Annotated in this window: 16 protein-coding genes; 3 read left to right on the forward strand and 13 right to left on the reverse strand. The window is 36.6% G+C overall.

Translation table 11 applies throughout. The features are described 5' to 3' along the window. Positions 1 to 21: 21 nt before the first annotated feature. Entirely contained in the window at positions 22 to 951 is a 930-nt protein-coding gene (gene glsA / locus NSQ59_RS13045; protein WP_340831574.1) for a glutaminase A, read from the reverse strand. Between the two features lie 261 nt (positions 952 to 1212). On the opposite strand from glsA, the gene NSQ59_RS13050 reads away from it, so the two are divergent. Next, positions 1213 to 1488: an alpha/beta-type small acid-soluble spore protein gene (locus NSQ59_RS13050; protein ID WP_055741221.1), complete on the forward strand. Its 276-nt coding sequence runs from the start codon at positions 1213 to 1215 to the stop codon at positions 1486 to 1488. A 26-nt stretch (positions 1489 to 1514) separates the two neighbouring features. Here the strand turns inward: NSQ59_RS13050 and NSQ59_RS13055 are convergent, their stop codons facing one another. The 7 genes from NSQ59_RS13055 to NSQ59_RS13085 form a co-directional block, all read right to left on the reverse strand. Beyond that, the gene (locus NSQ59_RS13055) at positions 1515 to 2672 is read right to left on the reverse strand and encodes an ABC transporter permease (RefSeq protein WP_340831577.1); all 1158 of its coding nucleotides are present in this window, start codon (positions 2670 to 2672) and stop codon (positions 1515 to 1517) included. A gap of 23 nt (positions 2673 to 2695) precedes the next feature. Then, the gene (locus NSQ59_RS13060) at positions 2696 to 3892 is read right to left on the reverse strand and encodes an ABC transporter permease (protein WP_055739751.1); all 1197 of its coding nucleotides are present in this window, start codon (positions 3890 to 3892) and stop codon (positions 2696 to 2698) included. Positions 3893 to 3903: 11 nt separating this feature from the next. After that, a complete protein-coding gene (locus tag NSQ59_RS13065; protein ID WP_126646976.1) occupies positions 3904 to 4836 on the reverse strand; it encodes an ABC transporter ATP-binding protein in 933 nt (310 codons plus the stop codon). Positions 4837 to 4988: 152 nt separating this feature from the next. After that, positions 4989 to 5654 carry a response regulator gene (locus NSQ59_RS13070; protein ID WP_055739753.1) on the reverse strand — a complete coding sequence of 222 codons (666 nt, stop codon included), beginning with the start codon at positions 5652 to 5654 and terminating at the stop codon, positions 4989 to 4991. Further along, a complete protein-coding gene (locus NSQ59_RS13075) occupies positions 5651 to 6874 on the reverse strand; it encodes a histidine kinase (protein WP_126646975.1) in 1224 nt (407 codons plus the stop codon). The genes NSQ59_RS13070 and NSQ59_RS13075 overlap by 4 nt, the downstream gene beginning before the upstream one ends. Before the next feature lie 3 nt (positions 6875 to 6877). Continuing rightward, entirely contained in the window at positions 6878 to 7501 is a 624-nt protein-coding gene (locus tag NSQ59_RS13080; protein WP_126646974.1) for a hypothetical protein, read from the reverse strand. Between the two features lie 112 nt (positions 7502 to 7613). Then, complete coding sequence (locus tag NSQ59_RS13085) at positions 7614 to 8675, reverse strand: permease (RefSeq protein ID WP_340831584.1); 1062 nt, start codon at positions 8673 to 8675, stop codon at positions 7614 to 7616. A 227-nt stretch (positions 8676 to 8902) separates the two neighbouring features. On the opposite strand from NSQ59_RS13085, the gene NSQ59_RS13090 reads away from it, so the two are divergent. Further along, positions 8903 to 10729, forward strand: coding sequence for a LysM peptidoglycan-binding domain-containing protein (locus NSQ59_RS13090; protein WP_340831586.1), 1827 nt, complete (start codon positions 8903 to 8905; stop codon positions 10727 to 10729). A 72-nt stretch (positions 10730 to 10801) separates the two neighbouring features. On the opposite strand, the gene NSQ59_RS13095 is transcribed toward NSQ59_RS13090, so the two are convergent. The 4 genes from NSQ59_RS13095 to NSQ59_RS13110 form a co-directional block, all read right to left on the reverse strand. Beyond that, positions 10802 to 11842 carry a TldD/PmbA family protein gene (locus tag NSQ59_RS13095; RefSeq protein WP_340833161.1) on the reverse strand — a complete coding sequence of 347 codons (1041 nt, stop codon included), beginning with the start codon at positions 11840 to 11842 and terminating at the stop codon, positions 10802 to 10804. A gap of 142 nt (positions 11843 to 11984) precedes the next feature. Then, complete coding sequence (locus tag NSQ59_RS13100; protein WP_055739759.1) at positions 11985 to 12452, reverse strand: flavin reductase family protein; 468 nt, start codon at positions 12450 to 12452, stop codon at positions 11985 to 11987. A gap of 200 nt (positions 12453 to 12652) precedes the next feature. Next, positions 12653 to 13039: a MaoC/PaaZ C-terminal domain-containing protein gene (locus NSQ59_RS13105; RefSeq protein ID WP_055739760.1), complete on the reverse strand. Its 387-nt coding sequence runs from the start codon at positions 13037 to 13039 to the stop codon at positions 12653 to 12655. Between the two features lie 81 nt (positions 13040 to 13120). Next, on the reverse strand, positions 13121 to 13558 hold the full coding sequence (locus NSQ59_RS13110) for a MaoC family dehydratase N-terminal domain-containing protein (protein ID WP_126646969.1): 438 nt from the start codon (positions 13556 to 13558) through the stop codon (positions 13121 to 13123). A gap of 308 nt (positions 13559 to 13866) precedes the next feature. Here NSQ59_RS13110 and NSQ59_RS13115 point away from each other — a divergent pair, with 308 nt between their 5' ends. Further along, positions 13867 to 15129, forward strand: coding sequence for an Nramp family divalent metal transporter (locus NSQ59_RS13115; protein ID WP_321198422.1), 1263 nt, complete (start codon positions 13867 to 13869; stop codon positions 15127 to 15129). 264 nt (positions 15130 to 15393) lie between these two features. Here NSQ59_RS13115 and proC read toward each other — a convergent pair whose 3' ends face one another. Further along, positions 15394 to 16224 (reverse strand): pyrroline-5-carboxylate reductase, encoded by an 831-nt coding sequence (gene proC, locus NSQ59_RS13120; protein WP_340831592.1) that lies wholly within the window; start codon positions 16222 to 16224, stop codon positions 15394 to 15396. Between the last annotated feature and the right edge of the window lie 49 nt (positions 16225 to 16273).

The following is a 16273-nucleotide window of genomic DNA, read 5'->3' on the forward strand; positions in this document are numbered from 1 at the left end:
TAGAAGGGATGAAAGAACATGTTAAAACATACTTAAAGAATATTTTTTGGACAATTTCTCCAATAGCTTTACCCCAGCTATACTATTTCCCTTTTCATCTAATGAAGGACCATATATTCCAATCCCGCATTTACCAGGGACTGCTCCAAGAATACCTCCTGAAACACCGCTCTTCGCTGGAATTCCTACTTTGATAGCAAATTCACCTGAAGCATTATACATTCCACATGTGACCATAAATGTCTTGCATATTCGGGCAATTTCATGTGGTATCACTTGCTTCCCGGTTGACATTTCAACCCCGTCCATCGCCAAGATGCAGCCGATTTTAGCCAAATCCAAGCAGGTTACTTCAATGGCACACTGCTTTGTATATAGATCAATTAAATCCTCCACATTTTCCTCTATGACATTATGCTGTCTCAAAAAATAACAAAGTGAACGGTTTAAGTCTGCAGTCTTAAATTCAGAATCAGCAACCTCTTCATTTACTTTAATTTGATCGTTTCCTGTAATGGCATGGATGAAGGTCATTAATCTGTGTAATCGCTCCTGTACATTTGCACCCTTTATCATATGAGTAACGGCTAAAGCACCTGCATTGATCATTGGGTTCAACGGCTTAGAAGGCTTATTTGTTTCTAATTTTGCAATAGAATTGAACGGGTCTCCTGTTGGTTCTTGACCGACTCTTTCAAAAACATAGTCCACTCCCCTATCCATGATGGCAAGTGCTAGGCTAATTACCTTTGATATACTTTGCAGAGTCATGGATTGTTGACAATCTCCTGCAGAGAACCCATATCCATCCGGATAAAAAATCGAGATGGATAAATCATTTTGTTTTGCTTTTTTTAATGCAGGTATATAATCAGCTACCTTCCCTTGTTTCGCATAATCTCTGCATTCATTCACTAATGCTTGTAATTCTTCGCTTGATTGACAGTTCAAAATTATTCCCCCGTAAAATTGTTTATATATACCTACGTGTTGCTTCAGCGCCAATCGGCTAGCGGATTTCTCCGTCTCCATACTGTGTTTCCTTATCTCAGTCGAAGACTACGAGGGAAAATTAGACTTCAAATTCCACTCATCCGTATGCCAGAGCCAGGCGCTTGCGCATTTGTTTTTTATTCTGCTCCAAAAAGTAAGGATACACTATCACATGAAAAAATAAAAGGTGGAAAAACTAATGAAAAGGAGGGATTGTTGATGGCGAGAAGAAATAGACAAACACTTGTACCCGGAGTCCGGAATGCACTGGATTCATTCAAAGGACAAGTGATGGCAAAACAGGGATATAAAGTCGATCCGCAAGATCCGAACAGTGTAAAATATGAAGTAGCAAAAGAACAAGGTGTGTCATTAAAAAAAGGATATAACGGAAATTTATCTGCCGAGGAAGCTGGGAAAGTAGGCGGTCCAATCGGTGGTAACATGGTCAAGGAAATGATTAGAATGGCACAGGAACAGCTAGGAAAAAAATAGTGCCGGTTCACCCCGGCACTTTTTTATCATGAACTAGTTCTTACTCTAAATAATCCAAATGAAAGAAATACAACAGCAAATCCTAATAGTATTGTTACTGGCTGCAAAATATCTGGCAATGTCCCTCCTTCTGCAATTAACCCTGTAAATCCCTTCATGGCCCATGATTGCGGAACAAAATTGGCGATTTTTTGCATGATGTTTGGAACAACACTTAGTGGCCAGTAGACACCGCCCAGCATACAGGTAGAAACTATAATTAATGAGCCAATAGCGGTTTGTTGTTCCGTTGTTTTTACAATGGTTGCAATGGCCAGCCCAAGCCCTACTACGCACAGTAATAACGCGGAGATTAAAACAATTAACCCTATGATATTACCCCATTCTACATGAAAAACGAAAGATGAGAAGGTCATTAATATGGCGAACTGTACCCAGCCAATTAGGAAGAATGCCAATAAATACCCTAGTAAAAGTTGAAATTTTGTGATGGAAGTCGTTAATAATCTTGACCAGACTCCAGAATTCTTCGCTTCAATAATGACCCCTGTAACAGACATCATCATAAACATGACAAACATAATAGAAAATCCTGCTGAACTATAAGACATCCCACTTAACGTTTTTTTCTTATCATTTGGCGATACAATCTTTGTCAATTCTCCAGTGCCGTCTTTAGAATTGGAGATTTTGTCAAACATCTCTTTCCAATTAATATTGTTACTTGCCTTACTCCATTCCAAAGCGGAAACTACTTGTAATTTCATTCTTTCCATCTCTTGGTTTAACGATTGTTTTACAAAGATGGAACTAGATGCTCCAGGTTGATGCTGGAAAGATAGAGTAGGGTTCCCACCCGCTGTTATTTTGTCTTGGAACCCCTTTTCAATGGTGATAATCCCATCGATTTTGTGATTCTTAAATAACTCTGTGGCTTTCTTATTGCTACTTTCCTTTACTTTTAATGTTGCATCTTGATGTAATCTGCTTATGATGCTTTTTGATAAATGGCTATTATCTTTATCAACAACACTGATGGCAATTGCTTGTGATGAATCCTGACCAAATATGCTTCCGAATAATAGTGTAAAAATAATTGGCATTACAATCATTATTATATAGGCAGAAGGCTTGCTCAAAGATCTTTTCATTTCAAATAAACAAACAGATAATGCTTTTCTCACTTTCATTACTCCTTCCATCGTATTTAATTTGATAACATTCGAAAACGCAAAGTTCCAATTAATGTAGCAATGATTCCAATTCCTAATAATGTACAAAGTGGAATAATCAAGCTATCCCAAGAGGTTCCCGACATAATATTGGTAAAGCTATTTAATGCCCAAGAATTAGGTGCAACCATCGAGATTTTTTGTAAAGCCTGCGGAAATACCGAAATAGGAATCATAGAGCCTCCTAGCAGAGACAGTACTTGCACAAGCATTCCGCCTAATGAATCAGCCATCTTTTCTGTTTTCATAAAGGCGGCTACAATGATGGATAGTCCTGATACCGAAATACTGTACGCAATGGCAATTGCAATAATTTGGATAAAATCATTTCCCCAATTAACTTGTAAAACATAATGGGTTGCCCCCATAAAAATAAGGAATTGTATGAAAGTATACAAAAGGGTTCCTAAAAATTTTCCTGTCATGATGGACCCTTTACCCGTTGGGGAAATCATCATTCTCGATAAAGTGATATTTGCACGCTCTGTTAGGATAGATTTTCCTCCAACCATCGCATTATATAATAAAAACATTGCAGCCATTGCTGCCGCGTAATACTGAATGGAAGATACTTGTTTTTTCCCTACAGGTTTATCGTAAACATATTGATTTCCTTCTTTTGTTCCATTCATAAGTTTATTTGTTAATTCCGATCCAATTGCATTCAACTCATTAGCGGTCTTTCCTTCCGCTGCTAATTCAGAAATAATCAGTTTAGCAGATCCGGTTACAGCTATCGTTGTTTTTAAATAGGATTCGGTTAATTGCCGGACAAAATTTGCTTCAAAATCTTTTCCTGCAGCGACTTTAATAATCGCGACTTGTCGGTTTGACCCCCAATTATTAGGCAGCACTATACCAACGTCCGCTTTCTTATCTTGGATCAATTGGTTGAGTTCCTTTTGCGATTCCACCTTTTTTACTTTTATTGATTTTTTTAATTTTTTACCCTGTAGAACTTTCTGAACAAATTGATTGCTTATGTGATTCACATCTTGTTGGTATACAGCGATTGTTGTTTTTGGTAAAGAGGATGAGTCTCCCATCACTCCTTTTAAAGCAGAACCTAGAATAACGGTCAGGATGATGGGCATCAGAATCATCATGATTATTGCCTTCCTATCCTTAAAACGAATGGAAAAATCTTTTATGGCTATTGCTATGCTTTTCATTTGCTTCACTCCTAATCCCTTAATGTCCTGCCGGTTAATTGTAAAAATAAAGATTCTAAATTTGGTTCTTTTATTTGCATCGATTGGATGGAAATGTTTTGTTTAAGACTTAGTGATATCACTTCCGATAAAACCGTATTTTTATCGGAAAGGATGATTTCAATGATCCCATCCTCTCTCATATTTGCATTTTCTATGCCGATAATACTCTCCAGTTGGATTAAAAAGTCCACACTTGGATTGTCAACGGTTAGTTCCAAAATATGTCCTCCAGCCAAGCGATTGCAAAGCTCTGTCTTATCGCCAATTGCAATCAGTTTCCCATAATCAATAATCGCAATCCGTTTGCACAAGTATTCTACTTCTTCCATGTAGTGACTTGTATAAATAATGGTCATTCCAGCTTCATTTAATCGTTTAACGGTTTCTAATATGTGATTTCTTGACTGCGGATCAATCCCTACAGTAGGTTCATCCATAATGAGAAGCTCCGGCTCATGCATGAGAGCAGCTCCTATATTGATTCGGCGTTTCATCCCACCGGAAAAGGTTTCGATTTTATCCTTTGCCCGATCCTTTAGACCAACGATTTCAAGCACTTCGTATGCTCTTTGCTTTACTGTTTTGCCTGTTAAACCGTACATTTTTCCCCAAAAAACTAAGTTATCGTATGCGGACATAGTTGGGTATAGAGCAATATCTTGAGGTACTACCCCAATTTTTTCACGAATTTTCATTGGCTTTTTCTTTACGGATAATCCATCTACCTGAATTTCCCCTTCATCATATGGAATCAGTCCGCAAATCATGGAAATAGTCGTTGACTTTCCGGCACCATTTGGACCAAGCAGCCCGAACGCTTCCCCCTTTTGTACTTCAAATGATACATCTTTGACTACATGGTGATCTTTAAAGCTTTTTTTAATATTTGATATCGTTAGCATTTGTTTTTCCTCCTGACTATTATCTTCCTCTTCTTAAATCTGTTTTTATTTTAAATGGAAGGAGGTTTCGTTCCATCACTCTGCAGATAGATTTTGGCGCATAAAAAAACGGCACATGGCGTGCCGTTCTTCATATTCCAATATGCCAAAAGTCATATCGAAAAAGTCGTGATCCCATAACGTACGGCAAAAATAGCCGCTTGCGTTCGATCCCTTATCGTTAATTTTTGTATGATGTTGGAGACGTGATTTTTGACTGTACCTTCCGTAATATACAGTGTGTTAGCGATCTCTTTATTGTTTAACCCAAGACCTAATAGTTTTAGCACTTCTAATTCACGCTCTGTTAATTCCTTGATAAGGCTCGGTATTTCTTCTGTCTTATCATTCGCTGAATTTGTCTTTCGTTTCTCTGCTAATACTTGATTGGTGAAATCTTTTGGCAGAACCACTCCGCCATGGTATACGGTCATGATCGATTGAACAATCGTATCGGTTGACATATCCTTCAACAAATAGCCGCTGGCTCCCTCTTGCAAGGCATCATAGATCAGCTCGCTATCATTAAAGGTTGTAAGCATTAATACTTTGATATCAGGCAGCTTTTCACGTAACACTCTTGTTCCTTCTACCCCATTCATATTTGGCATACGAATATCCATTAATATTAAATCAGGCCGTTTTTCAAGGGCCACATTCAATGCCTCGAGCCCATCACTTGCCATACCCACTACCTCTATTTCCGGCCGTAAATTTAAAAGGGTACCAAGACCTTCCCGGATAAGAGGCTGGTCATCCACTATGATTATCTTAATCATCTTTTTACCTCCGTAGAACTCCACTGCAACTGTTTTAGTGGGATGGATATATTGATATAAAACCCTTCCCCAACTTTACCTTCAAAATGTATTTCTCCGCCATGCTCTTGAATACGTTCCTTCATATTAATTAACCCAAAACTTGGCACAACATTTTTGGTCCCTTGGCCATTATCGAAAATCTCCATCGAAACATTATTTTGGGAGATTTGTATGGTAACTTTATAAAATGTTGCTAATCCATGCCGTTTAGCATTCGTTAGAGACTCCTGGATCACCCTTTTTATCGTAGGCTGAAGAGACGATGATATAAGTTTTGGATCACCTACAATATTCAAGTTGGTTTCCAAACCGGATGCAGTTGAAAAATTAGATAACATCGATCTAAGCGATGGAACGAATGAAAGCTGTTCGGACTTTTCGTCTCGCAGCGTTCTGACAGATAAACGAATTTCTTCTAAGGAGTTTCTCGTTAATTTTTCACAAACATCAAGAACCTCCTCTCCCTTTGGCACATCTATTTTCAAGAGTTCCTTTGCTAATTGGATTTGTACTAATAATGCTGTCATATTATGACCAACCGTGTCATGAATTTCGCGCGCTATTCGGTTTCGTTCTTGAATGACGGTTAAATCCTCTACCTGCTTTGAATATTCGCTTAATTGTTGATGTGCTTTCCGAAGTTCCTCATGAGAATCGTTCAATTGTGTGAATTGGGTCGAGATGGTTTCTCTTGCATTGATTAAATTCCGAATTAAGCTTCCTACAATAGCACAAAATACAACGAACATGAAGTTTAAAATATTATCTCCAATGGAAAACGTCTGTGTGAAGATATATTTTTCATAGCTTATTAGGATCCATATTATAAAAAAGATAACAGAAAACAAGACTAGTATCTTTTTGTGTTGCATAACTAGAAAAATAGAAGTAGCTATTACACCGAAGAATATTAAATAAATTAAGCTTTCTTCTTTAATAAATAAAAAACCAAATCCCGCACTTAAAATAAAATCAATAGAAAAAGATAACAATCGAACAGATATTTTCTCGGTAGAAAATTGAATAAAATGATTCACGATATATATAATCATAGCTGCAATAATGTATATTCGTTTAAACGAATCATTGTCACTAATAAAGGTAAAATAACTGCTGCTTAAAAGTAAAAACATGAAAATCCTTGTCAATGATAATGATAAAAACGAACCCTTTTTCAACTCTTATCCCCGCTCACTAAATATGTATTGGTGCAATTTATCAGTAGTAAATTTTCCATTAATCCCCATACAAGTATTGAAATACCGGATAATTTCTTCCGTATGTAAACCTAATTCCATTAATCCCCGTGAAATTATTTTTAAATAAGATGCAGGCGGAAGGGTGAGTTTTTCATCATTCATTGGATTTGGGTTTGTAAATGTAAACATAGGTGCCTTGTCCTTATAGCCTAAAAAAAGGATTCTTCCATACCAACTCTTATTTATATCTTGATAGCCATTTTCTATTACTTTATGTAAATCAATTGATAGTTTGTCTTGATTATTTTCTTGTGCCACGACATCTTCAAATTGTTCATCTGTGATTAAATACATTCTGCCAATTGTTTTCCAAGCGGAAAGCTTGTCGTGACTAATAAAAGCTACTCCGCCTTCTCCCCACTTGCTCCTTTCTTTTGCAAAATATAACGGGTACATTAGATCTACTTTTTCATCCGCTTCAGGTGGTGTTTGATCTCTGCACCCTTTTTCAATCTTTACCGAACCTTCAGGCTTTCCTCCTTGGATATAACACATAAATCTATCTTTACAAAGATTGGATCCATAGCTAACATACCAAACATACATTTATATCACTCCCATCTAGTAATAGAAACATATTCAATAAAAATAGTAAAAAATCCTCCAATAAACCGAAAAAGGATCACGTGGAAGTGAACGTGATCCTTTTAGGGATGAATTATATAAATGTCCCTATACAGCCTGCAACGATTCCTAGCACCATCACACTCATCGTTAAAAACGCAATCGTTTTCTTTGAGAATGCTTTGCGGACCATAATGATCGATGGAATACTAATGACAGGTAAAGTTATTAATAAAGCTGCAGCAGGACCGTGTCCAAGTCCTAGTGCCAGAACAGCTTGAATAATGGCAATTTCCGCTGCTGTCGGAATGACGAATAATGTACCAATAATGGCAAAGGCAATGATAAGCCAAAATGAATGAATGGCATGACCATTCAGCGTTGGGTAAACCCAAGAAATAAGAAGTCCCATGACGAAAACAGATAAAATATACAATGGAAGAATCGTAACTAGCATTTTCCCAAAGGTATAAATCCAGCGAACCAATAAAGGCTTTCCACTGAGTTTATCCTTTTTATTCATTTTTTCCATCATCGCGGGATCTGCAGCCTCATTTTTGGCTATCCGATTTGCCAAATAACTTACACCGAACACTAAGATAATTCCAAGAATTAGTCTTAAAATCGTAAATTTCCAACCCAAAACAAACACCATAAAAATAAGAACAGCTGGATTTAGTGCTGTATTCCCAAACCAGAAGGCAATAGCTGCACCTACTGAACTAGAGCATTTTCTTAAGCCAGAAACAACTGGAGCGGCACAGCATGTACACATCATTGCTGGCAACGCTAATAACCCTCCGCTAACAGAACCTAGGAAGCCTGTTTTTCCGAGTACGCGAGTCAGCCATTCGCGCGGAACGATTACCTGCATAAGGGAAGCGACAATAGTCGCCACTAATAACGCTTTCCAGATTGCTAAAAAGTAAGTGATAGAATAATTCCAAGCTGATTTTACTACCTCCGAGAAATTCCCACCAGTCATTCCCGCTAAAAGCGAAGTTCCGATATTATGTTCTTTGGAGGCTAAAATGGCTTTATGAAAATATGGATTCCATTTAGCCCAATATAAACCAACAGCAAAAACGATTAAAAACACTGCAAAACCTAACCATTTTTTGCTAACCGATTGATTATGAGTAATGCCCGATTGCACTTGAATTCCTCCTATAAAATGTAAAAACTATATTTCTTCAACCTTTAAATTCTATCAAACCAATAAATCGGGGTCAAATTCCATCATATTAGTAATTCTAAAAAATCCCTATTCGTTCCTCTAATCGTTTAAAAAATCTTATTTACCAAATTATTTTCTATTCTCTTATTCTTGAAATCTTATTATAATATTTTTGTAACGTAATAGTAACAAGAGAGGAGAACTACATGAATAAATCTCGACTGCGTAACTCTTTTGTGGGAATAGCGTTGTCTGCAACGATGTTGTCGACTTCCTTTATTGGAAATGCTTCTGCTGAAGCATCAACTAATTCCTCGAAGTTTAATATGTCCTATTTATTTTTCGGGACAAAAAGTTCTTATTTTAATCAGGTTGCCGCAACGAAAGGCTCTCTAAATGCCGTTGCTCCCAATTATTTTGAGATATCCACGAATGGCAATCTTATTCTTACGTCAAAATTTGATCCAACCTTTATCGATGAAATGCACCGTCAAGGTTTAAAAGTAATTCCTTATTTAAGCAATAATTGGGATCGGACTATTGGACGTGCTGGGCTTGCTAATCGCCAGCAATTAATAAAACAATTGGTAGATAAAATTAATCAATACAATTTAGACGGAGTAGACATAGATATAGAAGGTTTAACAGAGGCAGATCGCACAAATTTCACCGATTTTGTTACAAAATTAAACAAGCAAATTCCTGACAAAGAAGTATCTATTGCTGTAGCGGCCAATCCTAACAGCTGGACAAAAGGCTGGCAAGGAATGTACGACTATAATGCGCTCTCCCTTAACAGTGACTATTTAATGATAATGGCATATGATGAAAATTGGGATGGGGATACTTCTAATGGACCTGTAGCAGGACTTCCATGGGTAGAGAAATCCATACAGTATGCACTGAATCAAGGAGTAACGTCAGACAAAATTGTTTTGGGCATTCCTTTATACGGTCGAATTTGGAAAACAGACGGCCCAACTTCTAATGGAACGAAAGTAAATGGAACCGGAGTTTCTCATAAATTAATAAATGATATAATCCAAGCCTATAATGGAAAAGTAGATTATGACACAACGGAGCAATGTCCTAAAGTAACCTTTACTATTAAGGCAACTGATCCAACGACAAAAGTTGGAGGTGTTGAATTAACGGCAGGCAATTATATCCTTTGGTACGACAATCAAGAATCTATAACAAAGAAAATTCAATTAGTAAGTAAATACAACCTAAAAGGGACAGGAAGCTGGAGTTTAAATCAGGAAGATACAGCAATGTGGAATTATTTTCGTAATGTATTGGACCAAAGTCCAGGAGCAAGTCCTAATGGAAATCAAGAGACAACTGACCAGCCGCAAACGAGCATAACGTATCAAGTGGTAAGTGGTGATACTCTCACGAAAATTGCAAAACAATATAATATTACCGTACAAGAATTGAAAACAGCCAATAACTTAACATCAGATGTTATTAAAGTGGGACAAGTACTGGTAATTCCTGTGACAAGTGAACCTATTCAAATGATACCAAGCAAACCGGGGAATCCTTCTGATCCGGAAAAAAATCAGACACCACCGAAAACGCAAACGCCTGTGAAGCCGGTACCGCCAAAAACCATTACAAAAACGATAACGAAAACAGTCAAAAAGACCGTTAAATATAAAGTGGTACGAGGGGATTCTCTATCGAAAATTGCGAATAAATACAAAATAACGGTTTCTGCTATTATGAAAGATAACAAACTAAAATCAAGTAAGCTTCGTATCGGTCAAATTTTAACCATACACTATAAAACTACGATTAAAACAACCGTTAAAGTACCTGCACCAACGACTAAATCAAGTACTAATGCAAAACCAATAATAAAGACTACTGATGTGACACCGAAAACCATTAAATATAAGGTTGTTCGCGGTGATTCTCTATCAAAAATTGCCATGAAATATAAAGTATCTATAACACAAATCAAGAAGACCAACCATTTAAAATCGAATACGCTTCGAATTGGACAACTATTGTCTATTGTAAAGTAGCTTTATAAAAAAATAATCCTTTTCGAAAAAAACGTCTCTCCAAAAATGGTGAGACGTTTTTTTCATCACGGACTATTCTACTGTAACCGATAAGGAACTAATCGTTACGGATGGAGATCCAACATGATAAAATGGGAAAATTAAATCAGATCCTACCTCATGTATGTTATTTAGCAGTTCATAGAAATTTCCTGCGATCGTCATCAAGTTAACCGGTGAATCCACCTTTCCGTTTCTTATATAAAAACCATTTGCTGCAACAGAAAAATCGCCAGAAATTAGGTTTGTACCTGAATGTAACCCTGATAGTTCAGTGATGAGCACGCCTTCATCAATAGAACTTAATAGTTCATCAAAACCTTTGGATGAAGGTTGAATATAAAAATTAGAAGGTCCTACAGATAAAGCACTTTTATAAGTTTGCTTCGAAGCATGCCCTGTCGTATAAGTGTTATCCTTTTTCGCTGTTTTTTGATTATGAAGCAAAGATTTAAGTACACCATTTTCAACAACTGCCAACTTTCTTGATGCTACGCCTTCCCCATCAAATGTTCTGCTAGCTAAACCACTTTCCAATAAAGGATTATCTATTATTGAAACGTTGGAATGTGCAATTTTTTCACCAATTTTTCCGTTTAATAAGGATTTACCCGCCTGTGTATTTTCTGCAGAAAATACAGTAGAAAATGTAGCTAACAACTGGGCAGCTGCATCATTTCTTAGTAATATTTTGTAGTCTTTGTTTTCAATGGTTTTCGCACCTAAAAATGAGAGCGATTCTTCTGCTGCTTCTTTTGCGATTTGTTTTGGATCAAGTGATGCAAAATCCTTAGTTGTAAAAAATTTATAAGCGGTTTTTGTTTCTTCTCCGTCTCTTGCAATGGCATTGATCATAAAAAATACATAGTTTTGTTTATCATGCAAAGAAAGTCCTTTACTATTGGAAAGTGCACGGGTAGTATTGACACTTTTTATGCTGCAAGAATCCGTACCAATAATACGCGGATCGTATTGTAAAATTTCCTTTTCGACCTCTTTCATAAATTGAATCTTTTCTGAAATGGATACCCTTTCTAACTCATCCGAAAAGAAATCTTTATAATTATTATATATTACTCTGTTTCAATGTCCTCCTATTTTTGCTTGATTTTACCTCCGTCTTGAGAAGGAGGAACACAGATTCTTTTTTCCTTTTCTTTTGTTAAAACTATTACAAATACGTTTGACAATGAATAAGTCACAAAAAAAGAACATCTTATTCGATGTCCTTTAATTTCCGATAACTGCCGCCAAAGTATAGAAGCGGGTCACCTTCATTTATAGCAATATCTGTTACTTTTCCGATAAACAACATATGGTCCCCTGCTTTCACCATATCTTGCACTTCACATGCTATGGTGGTCAAGGCATTTTTTAAAACCGGCTGTCCATCTAACCGATCATATTCTACCTTTTCTTTCCCGTCCATTTGATCTGCAAATATCATGGAGTAATCTGTTTGTTCTTCTTTTAAAAAGCTTACAGCGTATTTTTTCGTTTTTTGCATAATATCGTACATGCTTGCTTTTTTATCTATGGAAACAACTACTAACATCGGATCAAGTGAAACAGACATAAAGGCATTAACAGTCATGCCATGTATTTCACCTTCCGATTCTGTTGTGACAATGGTTATTCCCGTTGCAAAATTCCCCATAGCATTGCGAAAGACTCTTGAATCCATTATAATACCTCTCTCCCTTATTAAAGGCAGTTTTCGAAAAAAGTATTGCTTTTTTGTGAATCCTTATAAAGACTTAATTTTTCGTTTTAAAAACATGCCTCATGAATAAAACTATACAATTCTTTTGAAAACAATGTCAAAAAAATCGTACTGATATCATCATTTTAGAAAGAGATAGTAAAGAAATGGCAGTAGCCGATTTATGGCTTTTTAACCTCGAATCCTCCCTTTAATTTAACTTCTCCGTTTTCATTTTTTACAAAAATTTTGCCGATCCATCTCCTTTCTCCGTCTACGCTTTTTTCATCATCAATTATTCCTTCGATGGACAATTTTTCGCCTGGTCTGGTCATAGCCGAAAAGCGCACTTTGAAAGCTCTTAAATTTTGTCTTGGAAACCATTTTGTTAATGCTTCCCCTGCCATCCCCATGACAAGCATTCCATGTGCGATCACACCGCCTAAACCTGCCTCTTCTCCAATGGGTACAACTGTATGTATAGGATTAAAATCTCCGGATGCCCCGGCATATCGAACGAGCTGCGTATGCGTAATGGTATCTTTTTGCAACGTTTCTAATTCGCTCATTTTTTCACCTCATTTATTATTGCTGATTTTTGAATGGATAGATAAAATCCAAAAACGATTTTAACTTTAAGAAAAGAGCTTTTATTCATTTCTTTCAATAATATTGCTTCGAGCTATTAATACAATTTTTCCATCACGTGAAAATTGATTTTCAATTGTAATGAAGTTCATTCGTCTTTTTTCAATATGAGAAATTACTTTAGCTGTACAGCTAATCTCATCACCCGCACAAATATCATCCAAATATTCATATTCCTGTTCTCCATGCAAAACCTTTAATGGGTTCAATTCCAGTTCGCGAATTAATGTTTCAAAATCTAACCCGCTCCACATTTCTATGACAGTTGGAAATGTAGGTGGGATAGGAATATCCCGAAAGCCTTGTTCTTTCGCTGCTCCAACATCATAATATAAAGGATTTTCATCTCCGATAGCCATTGCAAATTCTTTTATTTTTCCACGTTCGACAGTAAATGAACGAACCTTAAAAGGTTTTCCAGTTTTATTACTTTTCTCCATGGTTTCTCCCTTCTTAATTGAAAATATAAGTAATTTAATTATAACACTTTTCTACTTTTCCTAAAATTATAACAACAAGAAACACAAGTGATTAAAGACAAAGTTGGGCATGATTTAAGTATGAAGATCAGGTTGAAAAAACTTAAAAACTAATTAACTAAAAATCAATTAAAATAGTTTACATTTTCGAATTACATGAATACAATGTAAATATACTAATTTTCCCTAAGGAAACTTTTTTGTTGAAGGTTTACTTTTGAGTAGGGAGGAAACAAAAATTGAGCGATAAAACATTACCACGTAAATATATACCAAAAACGAATAAAACAACTTCCAATGCAAGAGCAGTGCTCAGAGGCGAAGTTTCAGGCATTAAAAGAATCCTTCCTTTTCTAGGACCGGCGTTTATTGCGGCTGTTGCCTATATTGATCCCGGTAATTTTGCTACTAACATAACTGCTGGTTCTAAATACGGGTATCTTTTACTTTGGGTGATTGCAGTATCGAATTTAATGGCGGTACTTATTCAATCTCTTTCAGCAAAATTAGGGATTGCTACTCAGAAAAATCTTCCTGAAATTGCAAGAGAAAGATTTTCAAAAGGAGCCTCCATCTTCTTATGGATTCAAAGTGAGCTTGTTATCATTGCAACGGATTTAGCGGAATTTATTGGTGCAGCCCTGGGACTATATTTATTATTTGATATTCCGATGGTTCCAGCTGCTTTAATCACTGCTGTCGGCTCCTTTGCTATTTTAGAGCTGCAGCGAAGAGGTTACCGTTCCTTAGAAGCAGGAATTGCTGCAATGGTCTTAATCGTTGTATTGGCATTTGCCTTACAAACCTTTTTGGCTAGACCCGATTTGGGTGAAGTTGCGAAAGGACTTGTGCTTCCGAAATTTCAAGGTGTTGATAGTATTTTACTCGGTGCAGGTATTCTGGGAGCAACTGTTATGCCTCATGCAATTTACTTGCATTCATCTTTAACACAAAATCGAATTGTTGGGAGAAATGACCGCGAGAAGAAACAAATTTTTAAATTTGAGTTTTTTGATATCGTGATTGCCATGATTATTGCCGGTGCCATTAATATGAGTATGCTAGTGGTATCAGCAGCCTTATTTCACAAGCACGGGTTAGTGGTAGAAGATTTGAATGTTGCTTATGATCAATTTAAACATTATGTTGGTCCGGTCGCTTCCATATCTTTTGGACTTGGACTCTTAATTGCAGGGCTTTCAAGCTCTTCTGTTGGTACTATGTCTGGAGATGTTGTAATGCAAGGATTTATTAATAGGCATATCAATCTTTATCTGCGAAGAGCGATCACCATGATTCCGCCATTAGCCATCATTATACTGGGTGTGAATCCAACTAGTGCATTAGTTATCAGCCAAGTCATTCTGTCATTTGGGATTGCTTTTGCATTAATACCTTTAATTATTTTTACAAGTAATAAAAAAATTATGGGTGCTCTTGTAAATCATCGGATTACAACTATCATTGGCTGGATTGTTGCGGGATTGGTAGTAGCATTGAACATATTTCTTCTTATTGAAACGGTATTTTAAAAAGGAAAGTTGTGATGGCATGTGTGCTTCACAACTTTTTTTGTTTAGCGTTTTGCGGGATTATTGTAAAAATTGGCGGGATAATGCTTGGAATTCGCGGGATTATGTCTAGATTTCGCTGAATTATTGTTCAAACTGACTGAATTATCTCCTCATTTGCCTGAATTCCAAATTATTCGTTTTGCTAAAGATCCTTTATAGCAAATCCTGCCAAGCATAATAAAAAACAGGGCGTTGCATAAACAGACCTGTTTCTAACTTTTATCATTTTGAAAGGACCTTAACGAAAGGTTCCCCCATTTCTTTTGATCTTTCAACTGTAGCTTTTACTGCTTCTATTATTGCTTTATTGCCGCCAAAAGCCTCGAGAGCTTCCAATCCTTTTGCCGTAGGTCCATTAGGAGCAGCAACATTTTTAATAAGTTCTGCAAACGATTCCTCTTGTTCAAGAACCATTTTAGCCGATCCAAAGACTGTTTGAGCAATAGCATAGCGAGCTATGGATTTTGGTAATCCCTCTTCGACAGCCGCTTGCTCCATTTGTTCCATTAATGCATAAAAGAAAGCAGGTGCACTGCCGGCAATTCCCGTAAATATATCCATACGTTTTTCTTCGATTTGGTATACTTCACCAATACCTCTGAAAATTTCCATTGCGAGAGCAACAGAATCTTTTGATGTGTAAGCACCTGCGGATAATGCAGTTGCAGACTCTCCGACCATACTGGATGTATTCGGCATGACTCGAATCATTTGCGGCTGTCCACCAAGGCATTCCTCCATATAACTGGTATTTACACTAGTAACGACAGATATAATTACTTTGTCTGGTGTTACTTTATTTTTAATGGAAAGTAATGCTTGTTCTAAATGCTTAGGTTGCATTGCCAATACGATGATATCGGCTTTTTCGATTTCAACATTATCTATATTAATATGGTATTTATTTCGTAAATCTAATAGTCTCTCTTTATTATGATGATTTTGAACAAATATATGGGGAGCAGGAATAATCTGTTTATTTATGATGCCTGATATTATAGCTTCTGCCATTGGCCCTGCTCCTAAAAAAGCGATGCTTTGGTTCAAGGTCATTTTTAATCCCTCTATCCATCTATTTTTATACAACGTTTACTATCATAAC

The sequence above is a fragment of the Margalitia sp. FSL K6-0131 genome, from assembly GCF_038008735.1.
GTDB lineage: Bacteria > Bacillota > Bacilli > Bacillales > Bacillaceae_C > Margalitia > Margalitia shackletonii.